Origin of the sequence: Cellulomonas sp. McL0617 (assembly GCF_049994875.1) — a bacterium.
Classification (GTDB): domain Bacteria; phylum Actinomycetota; class Actinomycetes; order Actinomycetales; family Cellulomonadaceae; genus Cellulomonas.
This window is the reverse complement of the sequence record NZ_CP188256.1, coordinates 2,979,589-2,999,611: the sequence shown is the minus strand read 5'-3', so window position 1 is coordinate 2,999,611 and position 20,023 is coordinate 2,979,589. Positions and strand designations below refer to the sequence as shown.

General features: G+C 72.9%; 16 protein-coding genes. 8 read left to right on the top strand and 8 right to left on the bottom strand.

Annotated elements, in window-relative coordinates; translation table 11 throughout:
• Positions 1-25 precede the first annotated feature (25 nt).
• From ACPPVS_RS13495 to ACPPVS_RS13485, 3 genes are read right to left on the bottom strand one after another with little or no spacing between them, the layout of a single operon-like run.
• Complete coding sequence (locus tag ACPPVS_RS13495; protein ID WP_426592768.1) at positions 26-1,531, bottom strand: glycosyltransferase family 4 protein; 1,506 nt, start codon at positions 1,529-1,531, stop codon at positions 26-28.
• The gene (locus tag ACPPVS_RS13490; RefSeq protein ID WP_426592767.1) at positions 1,528-3,000 is read right to left on the bottom strand and encodes a glycosyltransferase family 4 protein; all 1,473 of its coding nucleotides are present in this window, start codon (positions 2,998-3,000) and stop codon (positions 1,528-1,530) included. The genes ACPPVS_RS13495 and ACPPVS_RS13490 overlap by 4 nt, the downstream gene beginning before the upstream one ends.
• Positions 2,997-3,551: a hypothetical protein gene (locus tag ACPPVS_RS13485; protein ID WP_426592766.1), complete on the bottom strand. Its 555-nt coding sequence runs from the start codon at positions 3,549-3,551 to the stop codon at positions 2,997-2,999. Before ACPPVS_RS13485 ends, ACPPVS_RS13490 begins: the two co-directional genes overlap by 4 nt.
• Positions 3,552-3,648: 97 nt before the next feature.
• Here ACPPVS_RS13485 and ACPPVS_RS13480 point away from each other — a divergent pair, with 97 nt between their 5' ends.
• The 3 genes from ACPPVS_RS13480 to ACPPVS_RS13470 are packed head-to-tail and all read left to right on the top strand — an operon-like array spanning position 3,649 to position 8,091.
• A complete protein-coding gene (locus tag ACPPVS_RS13480) occupies positions 3,649-4,635 on the top strand; it encodes a GDP-mannose 4,6-dehydratase (protein ID WP_426592765.1) in 987 nt (328 codons plus the stop codon).
• Between the two features lie 4 nt (positions 4,636-4,639).
• Complete coding sequence (locus tag ACPPVS_RS13475; protein WP_426592764.1) at positions 4,640-5,614, top strand: GDP-mannose 4,6-dehydratase; 975 nt, start codon at positions 4,640-4,642, stop codon at positions 5,612-5,614.
• The gene (locus ACPPVS_RS13470; protein WP_426592763.1) at positions 5,611-8,091 is read left to right on the top strand and encodes a glycosyltransferase; all 2,481 of its coding nucleotides are present in this window, start codon (positions 5,611-5,613) and stop codon (positions 8,089-8,091) included. The genes ACPPVS_RS13475 and ACPPVS_RS13470 overlap by 4 nt, the downstream gene beginning before the upstream one ends.
• Before the next feature lie 13 nt (positions 8,092-8,104).
• Here the strand turns inward: ACPPVS_RS13470 and ACPPVS_RS13465 are convergent, their stop codons facing one another.
• Both ACPPVS_RS13465 and ACPPVS_RS13460 read right to left on the bottom strand, forming a co-directional pair.
• Positions 8,105-10,390: a glycosyltransferase gene (locus ACPPVS_RS13465; RefSeq protein WP_426592762.1), complete on the bottom strand. Its 2,286-nt coding sequence runs from the start codon at positions 10,388-10,390 to the stop codon at positions 8,105-8,107.
• Positions 10,387-11,322 carry a glycosyltransferase family 2 protein gene (locus tag ACPPVS_RS13460; RefSeq protein ID WP_426592761.1) on the bottom strand — a complete coding sequence of 312 codons (936 nt, stop codon included), beginning with the start codon at positions 11,320-11,322 and terminating at the stop codon, positions 10,387-10,389. Before ACPPVS_RS13460 ends, ACPPVS_RS13465 begins: the two co-directional genes overlap by 4 nt.
• Before the next feature lie 33 nt (positions 11,323-11,355).
• Here ACPPVS_RS13460 and ACPPVS_RS13455 point away from each other — a divergent pair, with 33 nt between their 5' ends.
• Positions 11,356-12,459 carry a glycosyltransferase family 4 protein gene (locus ACPPVS_RS13455; protein WP_426592760.1) on the top strand — a complete coding sequence of 368 codons (1,104 nt, stop codon included), beginning with the start codon at positions 11,356-11,358 and terminating at the stop codon, positions 12,457-12,459.
• Here ACPPVS_RS13455 and ACPPVS_RS13450 read toward each other — a convergent pair.
• The gene (locus ACPPVS_RS13450; protein ID WP_426592759.1) at positions 12,445-13,071 is read right to left on the bottom strand and encodes a dTDP-4-dehydrorhamnose 3,5-epimerase family protein; all 627 of its coding nucleotides are present in this window, start codon (positions 13,069-13,071) and stop codon (positions 12,445-12,447) included. The genes ACPPVS_RS13455 and ACPPVS_RS13450 overlap by 15 nt on opposite strands.
• Before the next feature lie 104 nt (positions 13,072-13,175).
• Here ACPPVS_RS13450 and rfbD point away from each other — a divergent pair, with 104 nt between their 5' ends.
• Positions 13,176-14,024 carry a dTDP-4-dehydrorhamnose reductase gene (rfbD, locus tag ACPPVS_RS13445; protein ID WP_426595984.1) on the top strand — a complete coding sequence of 283 codons (849 nt, stop codon included), beginning with the start codon at positions 13,176-13,178 and terminating at the stop codon, positions 14,022-14,024.
• Between the two features lie 94 nt (positions 14,025-14,118).
• Positions 14,119-15,090 (top strand): IS481 family transposase, encoded by a 972-nt coding sequence (locus ACPPVS_RS13440; protein ID WP_426592271.1) that lies wholly within the window; start codon positions 14,119-14,121, stop codon positions 15,088-15,090.
• Here the strand turns inward: ACPPVS_RS13440 and rfbA are convergent.
• The gene (rfbA, locus tag ACPPVS_RS13435) at positions 15,087-15,956 is read right to left on the bottom strand and encodes a glucose-1-phosphate thymidylyltransferase RfbA (RefSeq protein WP_426592758.1); all 870 of its coding nucleotides are present in this window, start codon (positions 15,954-15,956) and stop codon (positions 15,087-15,089) included. The two genes, ACPPVS_RS13440 and rfbA, sit on opposite strands and share 4 nt — an antisense overlap.
• Positions 15,957-16,074: 118 nt before the next feature.
• Here rfbA and manA point away from each other — a divergent pair, with 118 nt between their 5' ends.
• Positions 16,075-17,271: a mannose-6-phosphate isomerase, class I gene (manA, locus tag ACPPVS_RS13430; protein ID WP_426592757.1), complete on the top strand. Its 1,197-nt coding sequence runs from the start codon at positions 16,075-16,077 to the stop codon at positions 17,269-17,271.
• Between the two features lie 17 nt (positions 17,272-17,288).
• The gene (locus ACPPVS_RS13425; protein WP_426592756.1) at positions 17,289-18,416 is read left to right on the top strand and encodes a glycosyltransferase family 4 protein; all 1,128 of its coding nucleotides are present in this window, start codon (positions 17,289-17,291) and stop codon (positions 18,414-18,416) included.
• On the opposite strand, the gene ACPPVS_RS13420 is transcribed toward ACPPVS_RS13425, so the two are convergent.
• Entirely contained in the window at positions 18,413-19,951 is a 1,539-nt protein-coding gene (locus ACPPVS_RS13420; RefSeq protein ID WP_426592755.1) for a DUF2142 domain-containing protein, read from the bottom strand. The genes ACPPVS_RS13425 and ACPPVS_RS13420 overlap by 4 nt on opposite strands.
• Positions 19,952-20,023: the final 72 nt, after the last annotated feature.

The following is a 20,023-nucleotide window of genomic DNA, read 5'->3' as shown; positions in this document are numbered from 1 at the left end:
CCGTCCGCCGTCGACGTGCGAGAGGTCAGCTGCGGGCCGCCCCGGCGGCCGTCCCTCGACCGGGCCAGGGCTCGTCCGTCAGGTACGACCACACCTCGCCCGCGTAGTCGTCCCAGGTGCGTGGCGGTCGCGCGCGGGCCTGCTCGCGCAGCTCGGCGAGCAGCTCGTCGTCGTTCAGGAGCCGCCCGAGTGCCGTGGCGATGGCGTGGTCGTCGCGGGGATCGACGAGGACGGCTCCACCGAGCTGGGCGATCTCGCGCATGCTGCCGTACGCCGACGTCACGACGGGCGTGCCCGCGGCCAGCGACTCGGCGACCGGCAGGCCGAAGCCCTCGTTGAGTGAGGGGAACACCGTCAGGCGCGCCAGCCGGTAGGCCGCCCACAGGAGCCTGTCGGGCACGCGGCTCGCCGTCTCCACCGGCCGGCCGGCCCGCTGTGCGTCGGCGAGCGCCGCCGTGAAGTCCTGGCTCGCCCAGGAGTTGCCGCCCACGAACGTGAGGCTGAACCGGTCGCCCGCCCGCCAGCGCAGCTCGGCGGCGTGCAGCACGGCGAGGTGGTTCTTGCGGGGTTCGTGGCTCCCGACGACGAGGACGAGCGGGAGGTCGCCGACGACGAACCTCTCGCGCGCGTCGGCCAGGTCGGCCGCCTCGGGGGTGGGGGCCTCGGAGGCGAGCAGGATCTCGTGCACGTCCGGACCGTGCGCGCCGACGGCGCCGAGCATCCGACGCCAGCCCTCGTACTCGGTCGCGGCCGCGCCCGAGATCGCCGCGAGCCGGTCGAAGTGCCGCACGGCGGCGAGGTTGCCGAAGAAGACCGAGGCGAACCCCTCGGCGCTGGTCTCCGCCGAGGTCAGGGGGACGCAGTCGAACCCGATGACGCCCGTCCGGTTGCCCGACCAGCGGGCCAGGGCGAGCAGCCGTCCGCTGCGGCCGTGCTCGGCGGCCAGCTCGGGCACGAGGACCTTCGATCGCCACGGCACGACGACCGTCTCCTGGCGGTCCGAGACCGGCAGGCCAGGCAGCAGCCGTCCGGACTCGACCACGGTCAGCTCGCGCAGCGCCCGGAAGCCCTCGGTCCAGGCCAACGGGCGGCACGTCGTGCTCACGACCCAGCGCTGCACGGTCTCCCGCGCGACGCGCTGGATTCCGGTCGCCAGGTCCGTCGCGACGGTGTGGTTGACGTCGGCGACGACCTCACCCACCGCCACCCGGACCGCGTGGGCACGGGACTGCGGCGTGGCGGACGACGCGACGTGCCGCCACAGTGCGCCAGGACCCTGCAGAGCGCACGCGCGGGTCAGCTCGACGACGTCCCGGTCCTCGGGGAGCTCCGCCGTCAGGGTGGCGAGCGCGAGCCACACCTGTGCGCGGTCGCCCAGGTCGACGACCGCAGCGAGCCCCGTCGCCAGGTCGCGTGCGGAGGGGCGGTCGATGCCGACGAGGGGATCCGGAGCGCCGACCGCGCGCGCCAGCTCGGTCAGGCGCGCGACCCACAGCTCCGCGTCGTCGACGGGCCGGGATCCGCGGGTCACGACCGGCCCCCGACGGTCGCCAGCACGTCCCACAGGTCGGCGGCGTAGTCGTCCCAGGTGCGCGCGGCGCGCCGGGTCGCCTCCTGGTGCAGCCGCTCCAGCTCGGCGTCGTCGAGGAGCAGACGACGCATCGCGTCGGTCACCGCGTCGTCGTCCAGCGGGTCGACAGCGAGGCAGCCGCCTCCGTCGGCGATCTCACGCATCGAGCCGTAGTCGGTGGTCACGACGGGCGTGCCGCACGCGAGCGACTCCACGACGGGGAGGCCGAACCCCTCGTGCACGGACAGGAACACGCTGAACCGGGCGTCGCGGTACGCCTGCCAGAGCTCGTCGTCGCTGACGCGCCCGCGATCGCGCACGGGCCGTCCGCTCGCGGTGACCTCTGCGAGGTGCCGCACGAACGAGTCGCTCTGCCAGCCCGGCCCACCGATGAGCACGAGCTCGAAGTCGAGCCCCTCGCGCCAGAGCCGCTCGGCCGCGTACAGCACCGTGCGGTGGTTCTTGTGCGGCTCGTGGCTGCCGACGCACAGGACCTGCGGGCGGGTCGGCGGGTGCTCGTCGGCGGGCGCCGGCGGCGGGACGTCGGTGGGCAGGACCACCTCGTGCACCTGGGGCCCGGGCAGTCCCTGGGCCGTCACGGCGTGGGCGAAACCTGCGAACTCGGTCGTCGCCGAGACGCTGATCCCGGCGACGCGGGCCGCGTGCTTGACCACGGTCAGGTAGCGCCCGAACCGCACGGCGTCGACGTGCGGACGCAGGTCGGCGCTCACCACGGGGATCATGTCGTACCCGATGAGGGTCACGGCGTTGCCGGAGAGCTCCGCCAGTGCGGCCAGCGCCGGGCTGAACTGTGGGTCGGGGATCTCCGGGATGACGAGCACGGCGCGCCACGGCACCACGAGCCGAGCCCGGTACGCGCGCTCGGCGGTCCGGTCCACCTCGTCGCCGCCGGAGTAGTCGAACACCCGCTGGACCTCCCGCGGGGCGAGCGTCCGCAGCGCCCCGTAGGAGTCGACGTTCGCCGTCGCGACCTGCTCATGGTCCCGCGCCCAGCGGGGGAGGGTCTCGCGGACCACCCGGTGGATCCCGGTGTGGATGTCGTGCCGGGCGCAGAAGTCGACGTTCACGACGACGCCGCCGACGACGACCTCCATCTCGAGCTCGAGCTCGCCCCGCCAGGGACGCCGGACCACGTCGCCGAGCAGCGCGGCCGTCGCCTCGTCGTCGGACCGCGTCTCGAGGCTGCGACGGAACGCCTGCACCTCGCCCGCCAGGGGGAACGTGCCGGCCACCGCGGTCAGGACCAGCCAGGCGACGTCGCTCTGCGTGCTCTCGCGCGCGAGGGTCACCAGCGTGCGCAGCGTGTCCGCGGTGTCGCTGCCGGCGAGCCGTCCGAGCGCTCGCGCGGCTGCGACGACACGCTGGTCGAGGGCCGCGAGCAGGCCGGCGACGGGGTCGGGAGCCGTCACGATCGGCGCAGGCGGGACAGGACGCGCCGGCCGCCGCGCAACGGTCGCGTGACGCGCCACGAGATCGTGCGCTGCAGCGCGGCCAGCTCGGTCCGGGCGCGGGCGGCCTCGTCGCGGTTCAGCGCGCCGTCCTCGTCGTAGCGGGCCGCGGCCACCGCCTCGCCCCACGACGACACGGCGAGCGTCCGCCAGCGGACGACCTGCTCGAGCAGGTCGGCGTCCGAGCGGGCCTCGGTGCCGAGGAAGACGACGTCCGGCGACGAGAGCGCGTCGACGAGCGCCTCGGCGACGGAGGACTGCGCGGTCACGACGAGCAGTCGCAGCGGCTCCCGCACCGCCGACCGGACGGCCTCGAGGATCGCGTCGTCGCCGTCGGCGGTGGTGACGGTGCCCTGCCACCCGGCGTCCCGGAGCGAAGCGACCCACGCGGGCGTCGGCGCCGACGCCGGCTGCACGAGCGCGAACCGCGCGTCCGGGAGCTGACCCAGCGCGCGCAGGAGGACGACGTCCTCGCCGTCGGGTGAGCGCGAGATCAGGTTCGAGGCGGGCACCCGTGAAGCATAGGTGAGGGTCCGCGCCCGTTTTCGGGCTGTCGGACGCCGACCGGTAGGCTTCTGGCGTCCCAACGCCTGCTGACCCCGAGGAATCATGCCCCGCGCTCTCATCACCGGTATCACCGGTCAGGACGGTCTCTACCTCGCCGAGCTGCTGCTCGCGAAGGGCTACGACGTCTACGGCCTGATCCGCGGCCAGAACAACCCGAAGTACGAGCTCGTGCGTGAGCTGGTCCCGGACGTCACGCTGCTCACGGGAGACCTGACCGACTTCTCGAGCCTCATCAGGGCGCTCGAGGTGGCCAAGCCGGACGAGGTCTACAACCTCGGCGCGATCTCGTTCGTGGCGTACTCCTGGGAGAACGCGCTCGTCACGAGCGACGTCACGGGCAAGGGCGTCCTCAACATGATCGAGGCCGTCCGGCTGTACGCGGGCAACGACCTGGGCAAGGTCCGCTTCTACCAGGCGTCGTCGTCGGAGATGTTCGGCAAGGTGCAGGAGGTCCCGCAGCGCGAGACCACCCTGCTGTGGCCGCGCTCGCCCTACGGCGTCGCCAAGGTGTTCGGGCACTACATGACGATCAACTACCGCGAGTCGTACGGCATGCACGCCTCGTCGGGGATCCTGTTCAACCACGAGTCGCCGCGCCGCGGTCCCGAGTTCGTGACGCGCAAGGTCTCGCAGGCCGTCGCGCGCATCTCGCTGGGGCTGCAGGAGGACATCACGCTCGGCAACCTGGACGCCAAGCGCGACTGGGGTTTCGCCGGCGACTACGTCGACGCCATGTGGCGGATGCTGCAGCAGCCCGAGGGGGACGACTACGTCGTCGCGACGGGCGAGACGCACTCCATCCGTGAGCTGCTCGACATCGCGTTCGCGCACGTCGGCATCGACGAGTGGGCGCACCTGGTCAAGCAGGACCCGCGCTTCATGCGCCCGGCGGAGGTCGACCTGCTGATCGGCGACCCGACCAAGGCGCAGGAGAAGCTCGGGTGGACCCGTCAGGTCGACTTCCCGAGCCTGGTCACCATGATGGTCGAGAACGACCTGGAGGAGCAGCGCGCTCTGAACGGCCGGTGACGGTGTGACGACCGCGTTCGTCACGGGGATCAGCGGCCAGGACGGCACGATCCTGGCCGCCGCGCTCGCCGCCGACGGGATCGAGGTGCACGGCCTCGTCCGGTCGGCCGACGAGGAGGCGCAGCAGCGCACGGTGCTGCCGGCCGGTGTCGTCCTGCACCTGGGCGAGCTCACCGACCGTGCTCGCGTCGGCGAGCTCGTCGACTCCGTGCGGCCCGACGAGATCTACAACCTCGCCGGGATCAGCTCGGTCGCTTACTCGTGGGAGCACCCCACCGTCACCGGTGAGGTCAGCGGGTTGGCGGCGGTCGGCGTCTTCGAGGCAGCCTGGTCCCTGCAGGAGCGCACGGGCCGGGCGGTCCGGGTGCTCCAGGCCTCGAGCGCGGAGATCTTCGGCCGACCTGACCGCACGCCGCAGGACGAGGGCACGACCGTCCGGCCGATCTCGCCCTACGGCGCCGCCAAGGCGTACGCGCACCAGATGGCCGGGATCTTCCGTGGGCGGGGTCTGCACGTCGCGACGACGATCCTGTACAACCACGAGTCGCCGCTGCGTCCGACGACGTTCGTCACGCGCAAGATCACGGCCGCGGCCGCGCGGATCGCGCACGAGGGTGGTGGGACGCTGTCGCTCGGCAGCACGGCGGTCCGCCGCGACTGGGGCTGGGCGCCGGACTACGTCGATGCCATGACGCGGGCGCTGCGGCACACCACCGCCGACGACTTCGTCGTCGCGACGGGCGTCACGCACACCGTCGCGGAGTTCGTCGAGACGGCGATGCGGCACGCCGGGGTGGCCGACTGGGAGGCGCACGTGGAGACCGACGAGGGGTTGGTCCGGCCGGCAGACGCCGCCGAGCAGATCGGTGACGCCACGAAGGCCCACGAGGTGCTCGGCTGGCGCCCGACCGTGACGTTCGACGAGCTGGTCGGGCGCATGGTCGACCACGACCTCGCGATCGTCCGGGGTGTCGCATGACCGAGACCCGCCCCGGGGTGGTCACGGTCGTCCTGGTCAACTACAAGGGCGCCGACGACACGATCACCGCCCTGCAGGCGTTCGCCGACATCGACTGGCCGACGGACCGGCTCGAGCTCGTCGTCATCGACAACGACTCGGGCGACGGCAGCGTCGAGCGGATCCGCACGGCGGTTCCGACGGCGACGGTGATCGACTCGGGCTCCAACACGGGATTCGCGGGCGGGTGCAACCTCGGCGTCGCGCACGCGAGCGGCGAGTACGTCGCGTTCCTGAACAACGACGCGCGCCCGGACAAGGGCTGGATCCGCTCGGCCGTCGAGGTGCTGGAGGGCGACCGCACGATCGGCTCCGTCGCCTCGAAGGTGCTCGACTGGGACGGACGGCTCATCGACTACGTCGACGGCTCCCTGACGTGGTTCGGCATGGGCTACAAGCGCGAGGTCGAGAAGCCCGAGACGGGTGCCTACGACACCGCGAAGGACGTGCTGTTCGGCACGGGCGCCGCGATGTTCGTCCGTACCGAGCTCTACCGCGAGGTCGGCGGGTTCGACGAGCGGTTCTTCATGTTCTACGAGGACGTCGACCTGGGCTGGCGGCTCAACCTGCTCGGCCACCGGGTGCGCTACGTGCCGGGCTCGGTCGCGTACCACAAGCACCACGTGACCATGAAGAAGTTCGGCAACTTCCGCGAGAGCTACCTGCTCGAGCGCAACGCGCTGCTCGCGATGTACAAGAACTACGACGACGAGTCGCTCGCCCGTGCGCTGCCCGCGGCGATGGCGCTCGCGGTGCGCCGGTCGGTCGCGCGCACGGGGGTCGACGCCACGGCGCTGGACCTGCAGCGCTCGCCGGGTGGCGACGACGTGGGCACCATCGAGATCCCGAAGATGGCGCTGACCGGCCCGTACGCGATCGACTACTTCGTCGAGCAGCTGCCGAGCCTCCTGGAGTCCCGCCGCGAGCTGCAGGGCAAGCGCCGGCGCAGCGACCGCGAGCTGTTCCCGCTGTTCCGCGAGGCCATCGAGCCCGCGTACGGCCAGCCGTCCTACCTCGCGGCGCACGAGGTGCTGCTCGAGGCGTTCGGCATCGTCGAGCACTTCACGGCCCGCCACCGCATCCTCGTCGTGACCGGCGAGCCGCTGCTCGAACGCATGGCCGGGCCGGCGATCCGGGCGTGGGAGATCGCCAAGGCGCTCGCCCCCGACCACGAGGTCCGCCTCGTCTCGACGGCCGGCGCCAAGCGCACGAGCGCGGACTTCTCCGTCGGGTACGCCGCCGGCACGGGGCTCAAGGAGCCGACAGGCTGGGCCGACGTCATCATCTTCCAGGGCTTCCTGCTGGAGACGGCGCCCTGGCTCAAGGGCAGCGACAAGATCATCGTCGCGGACATCTACGACCCGATGCACCTGGAGCAGCTCGAGCAGGCGCGTGACCTGGGCGTCGAGGGCCGGCAGAACGCGATCGACGTGACCACGCACGCGCTGAACGAGCAGCTGCGCCGCGCCGACTTCCTGCTCTGCGCCTCCGACAAGCAGCGCGACTTCTGGCTCGGTCAGCTGGCCGGTCAAGGTCGGATCAACCCCGCGGTCTACGACGAGGACGCCTCGCTGGACAACCTGCTCGCGGTGGTCCCGTTCGGCATCGAGGACTCGCCGCCCGTGCAGAAGAAGCACGGCATCAAGGGCGCGGTCCCGGGCATCGGCCCGGACGACAAGGTGATCTTGTGGGGCGGCGGGATCTACAACTGGTTCGACCCGCTGACCCTGCTGCGTGCGGTCGACCGGCTCAAGGACCGCCATCCCGAGGTCCGGCTCTTCTTCCTCGGCCTGAAGCACCCGAACCCGGGCGTCCCGACGATGGCGATGGCGTGGCGGACGCGCGAGCTGGCCGACGAGCTCGGCCTGACCGGGACGCACGTGTTCTTCAACGAGGGCTGGGTGCCGTACGAGGAACGGGCGAACTTCCTGCTCGACGCCGACGTGGGCGTCTCGACGCACTTCCAGCACGTCGAGACCGCGTTCAGCTTCCGCACCCGCATCCTCGACTACCTGTGGGCAGCGCTCCCGATCGTGGCGACGGGGGGCGACACGTTCGGCGCCCTCATCGCCGAGCACGGCCTCGGCCGGGTGGTCCCCGAGCAGGACGTCGCCGCGCTCGAGGCGGCCCTCGAGGAGATGCTCTACGACGCCGAGGCCGGTGCTGCAGCGCGTGAGGCGTCCGCCGCCTTCGCGCAGGGGTTCACGTGGTCGACCGTCCTGACCCCGCTCGTCGAGTTCGCCCGCCACCCGCGCCGGGCAGCCGACCTCGCGGTTCCGGGCTCGGTCGGCGACGCCCCGCGGCCGCGTCGTCGGGGGCCGCGTCGCTCCGTGCGCTCCGACCTGACGCTCGCGCGCGACTACCTGCGGGCCGGGGGCGTGCAGGAGGTCAGCCGTCGGGCCTGGGGTCGGGTGACCCGCGGGGTCGGCCAGGGCTGACCGTCTGCTTCGGTCAACGGTTCCGGCGCCCACGCAGCGACCAGCGCAGCCGTGGCCAGCCCGACGATCGTCGGCGGCGCTCGCGCCGGATCTGGCTCAACCGCGCGCCCAGCGGTCCGCCGGCGGCGACGACGGAGTGCAGCTCTCGGATGTCGCGGGCTGCCCGCTCGCCGACGGCCGCCGCGGCCGCCGGGTCATCCACGAGCCGGCGCATGAGCCGCGCCGCTGCGTCCAGGTCAGGCTCCGCCCATCGGCCGCCGGTCGGGTACGGGGCCGCGGAGCCGGGGATCGTCGCGGCAGCCCACGGGACGAGGAAGCTGTTGTCGTCGTTCATGAACTGCAGGTTGCCGCTGTAGCCGGTCGCGACGACCGGCTTGCCCCACGCCATCGCCTCGGCCATCGTCAGCCCCAGACCTTCGCTGCGGTGCAGCGAGACGTAGGCGTCGCTGTGGGCCACGAGCGCGTCCCGCTCCGCGGCCTGCAGGTACTCCTCGCGGAGGTGGACGTGCGGGTGGCCGGCCGCGTGCAGGCGTAGTCGCTCCGCGTCGCTGGGGCGGCGGTGCGCGTTGAGCGACTTCAGCACGAGCACGGCGCCGTCGCGCGGCCCGAAGGCGGACGTGAACGCGTCGATGAGCCCGAGCGGGTTCTTCCGGTCGAGCGTGCTCAGGTGGTCGAACACGAAGAGGAACAGGAACCCGTCCGGCAGTCCGAGGTCGGCGCGCGTCAGCGTGGGCTCGTCGCCGCGCTGGGGCAGCGGCGGCATGAGCGTGCGCACGGGAACGGGGGAGTGCGGCTCGACGGCGGCCCGGACGAAGTCGGTCGCGACCCACACCTCGTCGACGAACGCGAAGGCGCCATGGAGCGTCGCCGGGAACTCCTCGACCTCCCAGTACCACATGCCGATCCGGTAGCTGCGATCCAGGAGCTGGCCGACGGCCGGTGCGACGACGGGCGTGAGGTCGGCGTTGACGCACAGCACGGTGGCGTCGAACGGGCCCCCGGTGTCGGTCGACGCGACCGCGTCGCGGGTGGGTCCGAGCGCGTGCTCGTCGACGCTGACGGTGTGCACCGGGACGTGTGCTGCGCGGGCCGCCGCGACGACGAGGCGCGCCGACTCGCCGATGCCGAGCTCGCCGCGCAGGAAGCCGACGACGTTCAGCCCGGCCGACGGTCGTCCGCGCCGGGGCCCACGGGGGCGACGCGGACGGGCCGGTGGTCTCGACGGGCTCGCGACAGGGGTGCCGACGAGCTGCGCGGGGTAGCCCTCGGCCACCGCGTTCGCCCGGGCCCAGGCGAGGAAGTTCGTCGTGTCCGGCCCGGGTACCCGCGGGAACGCCTCCAGGAGGTCGGGCCGCAGTCGCCGCACCGCCGAGAGGTAACGCCCGGGCGCTCCGTCCGGGGCGGGTGCGGTCAGCCAGGCGAGCAGTGCGTCCCGCTCCGCGTCGGCGAACGGGTCCGGGGCGTCCGACGGTGGGTCGGCATACAGTGCGCGCAGGACGTCGTCGACGGGTGTATCGAGGCTCGAGCGCGTCGGGTCCCACCCGCCCGTCGGCTCCGGGAGCTGGTCGGCGGTCAGGCGAGCGGCAGCCGCGGCGACGAAGGACGCGAGTGCCGGGTGGTCGCTCAGGCGGGCCCGCGGATCGGACGACTCGCGTGCGTCGAGGAGCCAGGGACGAGCGGGATCGAGCCCGGACAGGTCGACGGCATCGACCTGTCGACCGTCCAGGAGCAGCCCGCCGTCCGCGCTCGCCGACACCTGGGAGCCGCGGTCGAGCGACCACCACGACACCAGCGTCGACGGCTCCTCGACGTCGCCCGCACCTCCTCCGGGCCGGATCCCCAGCAGGCACGTCGCAAACTCCCCGGCGGCATCGATGTCCGCCTGGTCGGGGTGGAGGCCGTCGGCGAGCAGGGGTCCCGGGGTCCTGCGCACCAGCCGTCGAGCGGCGTCGCCGGGGCCCGTCAGGTTGTCCGGCTGCTGCAGGACGACGACCCCCGGCAGCAGGCAGAGCACGGCGTCGGAGCGCGGCTCGAACGTCTCGGCGACGAGTGGCAGCAGGTCGGAGAGCAGGCGTGACGCGGCCCCGCGGGCGGCGCGCAGATGCAGCGCGCGCTCCTCGAGCCCGACCTCCGCCGGTGTCACGGTCCGCTCCGTGCCGATCGGGACGTAGCTGCCATCGAGGTCGAGCACGCGCAGCTCGGTCGTCGGCTCCACCCTCAGGATCGCCTCGGCCGACAGGCGCGCGTGTGCGCGGCTGGTGCGGTCGCTGACCAGGGCGGCGCGCAGCGGACGGCTCACGCGCGACCCACGTACGTCGCGACGTCGGCCCGAGACACAGCGGACCCGTCCCAGACCCTGCGCCGCTCGGCGAGCGTGCGGGGGAGGCGCAGCACGTGCGCACCGATCCCCCGTGCCCTGGCCCGTGTGGTCGGGGCGGTCGGTGCGCTCAGTGCAGCACGGAGCAGGCCGAGACCCTGACGGGCCAACGAACGGGCCGCGACCGACTTCGGGGCGTGCCGAGTCAGGACGACGAGCGAGTTGCGGGTGTTGTAGTACCGGAACACCGGGCTGTCGGTGCCCGAGCTCGCCGCATGCTGGTGCTCGGCCACCGCGGCCGGCACGTACCGGACCGACCAGCCGGCTGCGCGCATGCGCCACGAGAGGTCGGTGTCCTCGTAGTACAGGAACAGCGACGGGTCGAAGCCGCCCACAGCGTCGAGCATCTCCCGGCGCAGCAGCGCCGCGCCCCCGCAGAAGCCGAAGACGTCCGGGTCGGCGGACTCCGTGCCGAGCAGCCGGCGGAAGTCCCGGTCGGTGCCCCGCCCGTCGGCCGTGACGATGTTGCCGGTGGAGTTCACGAGCACCGGATCCGTGCCGGCGAGCAGGATCTTCGCCGTCGCCGCGCCCACCGAGGGCTCGTCGAACGCGTGCACGAGCCGTTCGACGGCGTCGGGAGCGAAGGTCGCGTCGTTGTTCAGGAGCACGACGTGGCCGGTGGCGCCCCGCATCCCGAGGGCCGCACCGCCGGCGAACCCCAGGTTCCGCCCGGCACGCACGACGCGGACGTCGCGCGCCACCAGCAGGTCGGCCGTCCCGTCCGTGGACGCGTTGTCGACCACCACGACCTCCACCGGGAGTGTCTGCGCCGCCAGGGAGTCGAGGCACGCAGGCAGCAGGTGGGCGCCGTTCCAGGAGACCACCACGGCGCGCACGGTCCCGTGTGAAAGCACGGCGCGAGTCTAGGTGTCTATACGCTCGGCGGCGTGGACCCGCTGCGCATCGCCCTGACCGTCGAGCAGTGCTGGCAGCCCGTCCCCGGCGGTTCGGGCTCGTACATCGCGGAGCTGACGCGGGCGCTCGCCCTCGACCCGTCCGTCCGGACCGTCGGGTTGGCGGCGCGCCACGGGGCCGACGAGCTCCCGCTGCCGGCGCCCACGGGCCGCGTCCTGCAGGCCCGGCTGCCTCGGGTCGCGCTCTACGAGTCGTGGAGCAGGCTCCGTCGGCCCCGAGCGGAGTCGACCGTGCCCGGGCTCGACGTGCTCCACGCGACCACCTGGGCCGTCCCGGGGCGCCGCGTGCCGCTCGTCGTCACGGTGCACGACCTGGCGTTCCTGCGCGAGAAGGACCACTTCACGGCGCGCGGCAACACCTTCTTCCGGCGAGCCCTCGACATCGTGCGCGACGAGGCCGCGCACGTGGTCGTCCCGTCTCGGGCGACGCTCGACGACTGCGTGACGCACGGCATCGAGGCCGGGCGGATCTCGGTCGTCCCGCACGGTGTCCGGGCGCAGGAGGTGTCCGCGCGCGCCGCGCTCGCCTGGCGTTCCGGGGTGCACCTCGAGCGTCCGTACATCCTGTGGTGCGGCACGCTCGAGCCCCGCAAGAACGTGCCGCGGCTCGTCGAGGCGTATGCGCGGGCGGCCGGGCAGCTGGACCACGACCTCGTGCTCGTCGGACCCTCGGGGTGGGGGGAGGCGACCGCGGACGTCGAGCGCGCGCTGTCGCAGCTTCCCCGCGGACGGGTGCACCTGCTCGGACGGCTCGACGACGCCGACCTCCAGGCCGCGTACGCGGGCGCGGCCGCCTTCGCGTTCCCGTCGCTCTGGGAGGGCTTCGGCATGCCGGTCCTGGAGGCGATGGCGCACGGCGTGCCGGTCGTGACGTCCGCGGGGAGCTCGATGGCCGAGTTCGCGGTGGGGGAGCTGGTCGACCCGCTCGACGTGGACTCGATCGCGGCGGGACTGGTCGCGGCGGTGCAGCACGGTCCCGGGCACGCCGCCGTCCGGGCAGCCGCACAACCGTTCACGTGGTCCCGGTCGGCGCGGGCGCACGCCGAGGTCTACCGGGCGGCTTCAGGCCTCGGCTGAGCCCAGCGACGCGACGTAGGCGTCGACCTCGTCGGCACGCGGCAGCGCGCCCGCGGCGAGCGCCTCTGCGAGTGACGGCGCCGCGAGGTCCTTGGCCGACAGCTGCGGCTCGAGGGGCGACCCGTCGCGCGCGGTCGTGGGCCACACGATGCCCACCTCCGGGTCGAGCGGGTGCACGCCGTGCTCGCGCTCGGGAGTGAACGGCGAGGAGCACATGTAGAGCACGGTCGAGTCGTCCTCGAGCGACAGGAACGCGTGCCCCAGCCCCTCGGACAGGTAGATCGCCCGACGGTCGACGTCGTCGAGCAGCACCGTGTCCCAGGTCGCGAACGTCGGCGAGCCGACGCGCAGGTCCACGACCACGTCGAGGACCGCTCCCTTGGCACAGGTGACGTACTTGGCCTGCCCGACCGGGACGTCGGCGTAGTGGATGCCGCGCAGCACGCCCGCGGCGGAGACCGACAGGTTCGCCTGCCGCAGGTCGAACCGGTGACCGATGCTCTCGAGGAACGGGACGCCCTGGAAGTACTCGAGGAACACACCCCGCGGGTCGCCGTGCTGGACGGGCGTGATCTCCCACGCCCCGGGGACGGCAAGCTCGCGGTACGTCATCGTCGTCCTTCCGGAGGCGGGGGCAGGGCTGGTGGCGTCAGGGACGAGTCAATCTACCGGGCCCGATACCCTGACGAGTCGTGAGGGCGACCGAGGGAGAAGACGTGCGCTGGTTGGTGGTCGGGGCGGCCGGGATGCTCGGGCGCGAGCTCGTCGACCTGCTGGAGGCGCGGGACGCGGACGTCCGCGGGCTGACGAGGGCCGACGTCGACGTCGCGGACGCCGCCGCCGTCGACTCCGTCGTGCGCGGGTACGACGTGGTGGTGAACTGCACCGCCTACACGGCCGTCGACGCGGCTGAGACCGACGAGCCCGCCGCGTTCGCGGTCAATGCCGTGGGTGCCGCGAACCTCGCCCGCGCGACCTGGCGCATCGGCGGCCGGTTCGTGCAGGTCTCCACCGACTACGTGTTCGACGGCGCGGCGAGCGAGCCGTACGGACCGGACGCCCCGCTGGCGCCCCGTTCGGCGTACGGGCGGACCAAGGCCGCCGGTGAGTGGGCGGTCCGGGCGGAGTGCCCCGACCACCTGCTGGTGCGCACCGCCTGGCTCTACGGCGCCCACGGCGCGTGCTTCCCCAAGACGATCGCCCGCGTCGCGCGCGAGCGCGGTGGTCTCGACGTCGTCGACGACCAGCTGGGCCAGCCGACGTGGACGTTCGACGTCGCCGACCTCGTGCACCGGCTGGTCACCGCGGGCGTCCCCGCCGGCACGTACCACGGCACGGCCTCCGGCTCGACGTCCTGGCACGGCTTCGCGCGGGCGGTCGTCGGCGCCGCGGGGCTGGACCCGCAGATCGTCCGGCCGACCACCAGCGCGGCGTTCGAACGGCCGGCGCCACGGCCCGCGTACTCCGTCCTCGACCACGCCAGCCTGACCGAGGCCGGCGTCGCACCGATCGGCGCCTGGGACGCGCGGTGGGCGACGGCCGCTCCGAGCGTCCTCGCCTCCTAGCTGTACTGACCACGAGGGTTGTTGACGTAGCGAGAGACCTCCGGGTCGAGTGGGGACTGTCTAGGAACCCGGCTCGATCACACGGAGGTCTCTCGTGTCTCACGGTAGTGCGCGGATGTTGCCGGTTGGCCGGCTGTTGATGGTGCAGCGGATCGCGGAGGGTCGTCCGGTGGCGCATGTCGCGGCCGAGCTCGGGGTCTCGCGCACCACGGCGTGGAAGTGGTGGCGTCGGTTCCAGGCCGAGGGCGAACCCGGGCTCATCGATCGTTCGAGCGTGGCGCACCACCACCCGCACCGCACCGCGGCGTGTGTGGAGACCCGGGTCCGGATCGCGCGGATGCTCACTCGTCGTGGCCCGGTCTGGATCGGTCACCACCTGGGGCTGCCAGCCTCGACGGTCGGGCGGATCCTGGTGCGACACCACGTCCCGTGCCTGCGCGAGTGTGACCCGTTGACCGGGCAGTTGATCCGGGCCTCGCGCCGTTCAGCGAACCGGTACGAGCATCCCTACCCGGGTTCACTGGTGCACATCGACGTCAAGAAGCTCGGCCGTATCCCCGACGGCGGCGGCTGGAGAGCGCACGGGCGCAGCGAAGAAGTTCGTGGCCGGGGTCTGGGCTATGACTATGTGCACACAGCCATCGATGACCACTCCCGGTTGGCCTACGCCGAGATCCATGACGACGAGAAGGGTGCGACGGCTGCCGCGTTCCTGACCCGTGCGATCGCGTTCTACGCCGCCCACGGCATCGCGGTCGAGCGGCTGATCACCGATAACGCATTCTCATACCGCCGATCGCTCGCGTTCCGCGATGCCGTCCTCGAGCTGGGCATCGTGCACAAGTTCATCAAGCCGCACTGCCCCTGGACCAACGGCAAAGTCGAGCGACTCAACCGCACCCTGGCCACCGAGTGGGCCTACTCCCGCGTTTTCGCCTCCAACGACGAGCGCGCCACCCTCTTGCCCATCTGGCTGACGCACTACAACCTGGAACGACCCCACCTCGGCATCGGCGGCCAACGCCCCATCGACCGCGTCAACAACGCTCCGGGTCAGTACACCTAGCGCGCCTGGTCCAGCAGGCCCAGCAGATAGGTGCCGTAGCCCGACTTGACCAGCTTCTCTGCGCGTTGGCGCAGCTCGTCGTCGGACAGGAAGCCGCGCCGCCAGGCGACCTCCTCGGGTGCGCCGACCTTGAGTCCCTGCCGGTGCTCGATGGTCCGGACGTAGTCCGACGCCTCGAGCAGCGAGTCGAACGTGCCCGTGTCGAGCCACGCGGTGCCCCGGGGCAGCACCTCGACCTGCAGACGGCCCTGCTCGAGGTAGGTCCGGTTCACGTCCGTGATCTCGTACTCGCCGCGGGCGGACGGTCGCAGGTCCCTCGCGATCGCGATGACGTCGTTGTCGTAGAAGTAGAGGCCGGGGACCGCGTAGCTGCTCCGCGGTGCGGTCGGCTTCTCCTCCAGGGAGAGGGCACGTCCGTCGGCGTCGAACTCCACGACGCCGTACGACGTCGGGTCGGCGACGCGGTACGCGAAGACCGCGCCGCCGTCGATGTGCTCGAACCGCTGCAGCCGCGAGCCGAGCCCGGGCCCGTAGAAGATGTTGTCGCCGAGCACCAGGGCCGCGGGCTCGGTGCCGACGAAACCGGCGCCGAGCACGAACGCCTGCGCCAGCCCGTTGGGCTCCGCCTGCACCGTGTAGGTGATCGAGATGCCGAACTGCGAGCCGTCGCCCAGGAGCCGGACGAACTGCTCCGCGTCGTGCGGCGTCGTGATGACGAGCACGTCCTTGATCCCCGCCAGGATCAGCGTGGACAGCGGGTAGTAGATCATCGGCTTGTCGTACACGGGGACGAGCTGCTTGCTCACGCCGAGCGTGATCGGGTGCAGGCGGGTGCCGGAGCCGCCCGCGAGGATGATGCCGCGCATGTGCCCATCCTGGCGCATCCGAGCTCGACCCGTGACCGACACCTCACCTGCACCGACACCGTCGCGCAGGTCCTTCGGTATGATCGTGCATCCTCGTCGGCGACCGGATCGGACCTCTGTGCTCAGGCTCACTCACTCGACCCAGCGATACGCGTGGGGTTCGACGACGGCGATCCCGGACCTGCTGGGGACCGAGCAGGACGGGTCGCCGGTGGCCGAGGCCTGGTTCGGAGCGCACTCGTCGGCGCCGGCGATGGCCGAGACGTCGCACGGGGCGCGGCGGCTCGACGAGCTGATCGCGACGTCGCACGTCGAGGTGCTGGGTGAGGGGGTCATCGGTCGGTTCGGGTCGACGCTCCCGTACCTGCTCAAGGTCATCGCGGCCGAGCGGCCGCTGTCCCTGCAGGTCCACCCGCGCGTCGAGCGGGCGCGTGCCGGGTACGCGGCGGAGGACGCCGCGGGCGTCCCGCTCACCGCGCCCGACCGCAACTACCGCGACCCCAACCACAAGCCCGAGCTGGTCTACGCGTTGACCCAGTTCGAGGCCCTCTGCGGGTTCCGTGCGCCGCGTCGGGCGGCCGAGCTGTTCGCCGGTCTCGACGTCCCGCTCGCCAAGGAGCTGCACGGGATCCTGGCCGACGAGCCCTCCGCGGACGGCATCCGCGCCGTCTTCGAGCAGCTCCTGCACCCGTCGACCCGCCCGAGCGCCGAGGAGGTCGCCGAGATCGCGGCGGCCTGTGCCGAGCGGCTGGCCGCCGGCTCGCCGTCGCCGCGGTCCGACCGGACCGTCGTGCTCCTGCAGCGCGCCTACCCGGGCGACCTCGGAGTCGTGACGTCCCTGCTGCTCAACCCGGTGACCCTCAAGCCGGGCGAGGCCCTGTTCGTCCCGGCCGGCGGCGTGCACGCCTACCTGAGCGGGGTCGCCGTCGAGATCATGGCGAGCTCCGACAACGTGCTCCGCGCGGGGCTGACGCCGAAGCACGTGGACGTCCCGGAGCTCTTGGACAACGTCGACTACGTAGCCGCGCCGCCGATCCGCATCGCGCCGGAGACGTTCCACGACGCGACGAAGGTGTTCTACGCCCCGGTCGACGACTTCGAGCTCTCGGTCACGGAGGTCCGCGACGGCGCCGAGCACCCGCTGCCAGGGCGCGGACCACGCATCGTGCTCTGCCTCTCGGGCGGCGTGACCCTGCGCAGCGGCTCCGCGGGCGACCTCGACCTCGTCCAGGGCCAGTCGGCGTTCGTGCCCGCGAGCGACGGGGCCTTGTGCGTCGCCGGCTCCGGCACCATCGTGCAGGCCGACGTCCCCTGACCGGGACGACGCCCCCGATGCGCCTCCTCGTCGACGCCACGGCCATCCCTGCCGACCGCGGGGGTGTCGGACGCTACGTCGACGAGCTGCTGCCCGCGCTCGCCCGGCAGGGTGTCGACCTCGTCGTGGTCTGCCAGGCACGCGACGCCGCGACCGTCGTCCGGCTGGTCCCCTCCGCCGAGGTCGTCGCGGCGCCCGCCCGGATCGAGCGTCGGGCCGCCCGGCTCGTCTGGGAGCAGACCCACCTGATGCGGCTGGCCAGGTCGAGCCGCGCCGACGTGCTCCTGAGCCCGCACTACACGGTCCCCCGCGGGCGTGGCGTGCCCGTCGTCGTCACCCTGCACGACGCGACGTTCTTCTCCCTGCCGCACCTGCACTCCGGCCTGAAATGGCGGTTCTTCAGGCGTGCCATCCGTCGCGCCGTGCGTCGCGCCGCGGCCGTGGTCGTGCCGTCGCAGGCGACCGGCGCCGAGGTCCGTCGGTACGTCGGCGGTGACCCGCGGCGGTTCCATGTCGCTTACCACGGGGTCGACACGAGCGTCTTCCACCCGTCCGCCCCCGCCGACGTCGCACGTGTGCGCGCGGGGCTCGGGCTGGGCGACACCCCTTACGTGGCGTTCCTCGGGACGCTGGAGCCGCGCAAGAACGTCCCTGCCCTCGTCCGAGGCTGGGTCGGGTCCGTCCGGCAGCTCGGGGCCCGGGCGCCCGCTCTGGTGCTGGCCGGGGGTCGCGGCTGGGACGAGGACGTGGACCCGGCGGTCGCGGCGGTGCCCGACGGTCTCCGGGTCTTCCGCCCCGGCTACCTGCCGCTCGAGGACCTGGCGCCCTACCTGTCCGGCGCGGCCGTCGTCGCCTACCCGAGTCTCGGTGAAGGCTTCGGGCTGCCGGTGCTCGAGGCCATGGCGTGCGGGGCTGCCGTGCTGACCACGCGCGAGCTGTCGCTGCCGGAGGTCGGGGGCGACGCGGTCGCGTACTGCGGGACCGACGAGGCCGGCATCGCGGCCGCTCTGACCGACCTGCTGGCCGACCCCTCCCGTCGTGCCCGACTGGGGGAGGCGGCCGTCGCGCGGGCTGCCGGCTTCACCTGGGACGCCGCCGCACGCGTGCACGTCGAGGCGTTCGAGCAGGCGCTGCGCGGTTCCTAGTCCGTCGCTGCGGGGGAGGTCTCGGCCGTCGTCGGCCGGTAGTACCGCCACAGCAGCCACGCCAGCGGTGTGGCGACGACCGCGTACAGGGCGACGCCCGGCAGGTAGCCGATGGGTGACTCCCAGTCGGGATGCAGCGTGACGATCTCGCCGTCGAGACCCACCGCGTACCGGCGCGCCGCCCAGAAGAACGCCGCCACCTGCGCGACCAGCACCACGGGGACGCTGGCGCGCGCGACCCGACGGTGCGCGTCCCCGCCCTCGCTGCCGTCGACGGCCAGGACCAGGGCGGCGAGGACGGGCAGCCCGATCGCGAGCGGGAGCACGTACCGGCCCTGCCAGATCAGCCCGGCGTCGGCGGCCGTGGGCAGCTGGAGGATGACCGGTGCCGCCGCTGCTCCGACCACGCCGATCGCCAGAGCGAGCCGCGCCTTGACCTGGCGGGCGGCCGAGAAGGCGGGGATCGCGATCGCGCCGAGCAGGACGTACCAGGCGACGAAGGTCACTGCGGGTGCGGGTGCGTCGAGCCAGCCGAAGTTGCCGATCATGTTCTGCAGGTAGCTGAAGCCGAAGCCCAGGATCCCGAACAGCGCGGTCTTCAGGTTCGCGTACTGCGGGTAGAGGCCGTGGGTCGTGACGACGGACCCGTGGGTGACGGTCCAGGCCAGCGCCGCGAGCACGGCGAGCAAGGCGACCGCGCCCAGCCAGCGGGCCGACGGCAGACGGACGATCTCGCGCACGCGGCCGCGGGGCGCCGCGACCAGGGCGACCACGAGGATGCCGAGCAGCCACACCGGTCCGGTCGCTCGGACGTTCAGCAGGACAGCGCCGCTGGCGACCGCCTGCACCAGGGCCGCGGTGCTCACCGGCCCGTCCCGGGACACGAGCACCAGGCAGGCCGCCCAGAAGCTGAACGCCGCCGCGATCTCGAAGCCCGACGGGTTGACCGTGCCCGCCAGGAACAGGCACATCGGGGTGAGCGCGACGGACATGCCCCAGAGCCCGGAGCGGTTCCCGCGGAGGCGGGAGAGCCGGTAGCCGCCCCAGGCGAGGAACGTCGCCGAGAGGGCGGCGCTGACCAGCCTCATCGCGATGATGCTCGGGCCGGCGGAGAGGAAGAGCGACGGCCAGCCGACGAGCGCGTAGTACAGGGGCGGGTACTGGCCGGCGAACGTCTCGACGAGGACGGTGCCGTCGGCCGGGGGCAGGTGGGCGTCCTGGCAGTCGGCCGGCTGGTGGGAGTCGAACGCGAAGCAGTTGGGCAGCGCCAGGGCCGCGGCGAAGTCCGAGGGCAGCCGCACCAAGGTCCCGGCGCCCGGGCGGTCCGCGCTCTCGGCGACCTTGTTCGGCGTGCCGAAGAGCTGTCCGCGGGCCACGGCGGCCGCCTTGACCACGTGGCTCGGTTCGTCGGGAGAAGCCATCGGCGGGATGGCCAGCGCCCAGAGCGCCGCGAGCCCGAACAGGAGCGCGCCGACGACGAGCCAGGGGAGTGCCGGGCGACGGGGCCGCGTCGTCGCGGGGGCGCTCGAGCTCATGCGTTGGTCGTCCTTGATCTGCGACGATGCCGCGGACGATCGTCCCGGGCGGGCGCAAGTCTAGGGGTGCAC

Excerpts from the sequence above, each read along its gene's own strand:
- ACPPVS_RS13420 (WP_426592755.1), bottom strand. The coding sequence starts at position 19,951 with ATGAGCTCGAGCGCCCCCGCGACGACGCGGCCCCGTCGCCCGGCACTC.
- ACPPVS_RS13480 (WP_426592765.1), top strand. The coding sequence starts at position 3,649 with ATGCCCCGCGCTCTCATCACCGGTATCACCGGTCAGGACGGTCTCTAC.
- ACPPVS_RS13450 (WP_426592759.1), bottom strand. The coding sequence starts at position 13,071 with ATGACGTACCGCGAGCTTGCCGTCCCCGGGGCGTGGGAGATCACGCCC.
- ACPPVS_RS13470 (WP_426592763.1), top strand. The coding sequence starts at position 5,611 with ATGACCGAGACCCGCCCCGGGGTGGTCACGGTCGTCCTGGTCAACTAC.
- ACPPVS_RS13425 (WP_426592756.1), top strand. The coding sequence starts at position 17,289 with ATGCGCCTCCTCGTCGACGCCACGGCCATCCCTGCCGACCGCGGGGGT.
- rfbA (WP_426592758.1), bottom strand. The coding sequence starts at position 15,956 with ATGCGCGGCATCATCCTCGCGGGCGGCTCCGGCACCCGCCTGCACCCG.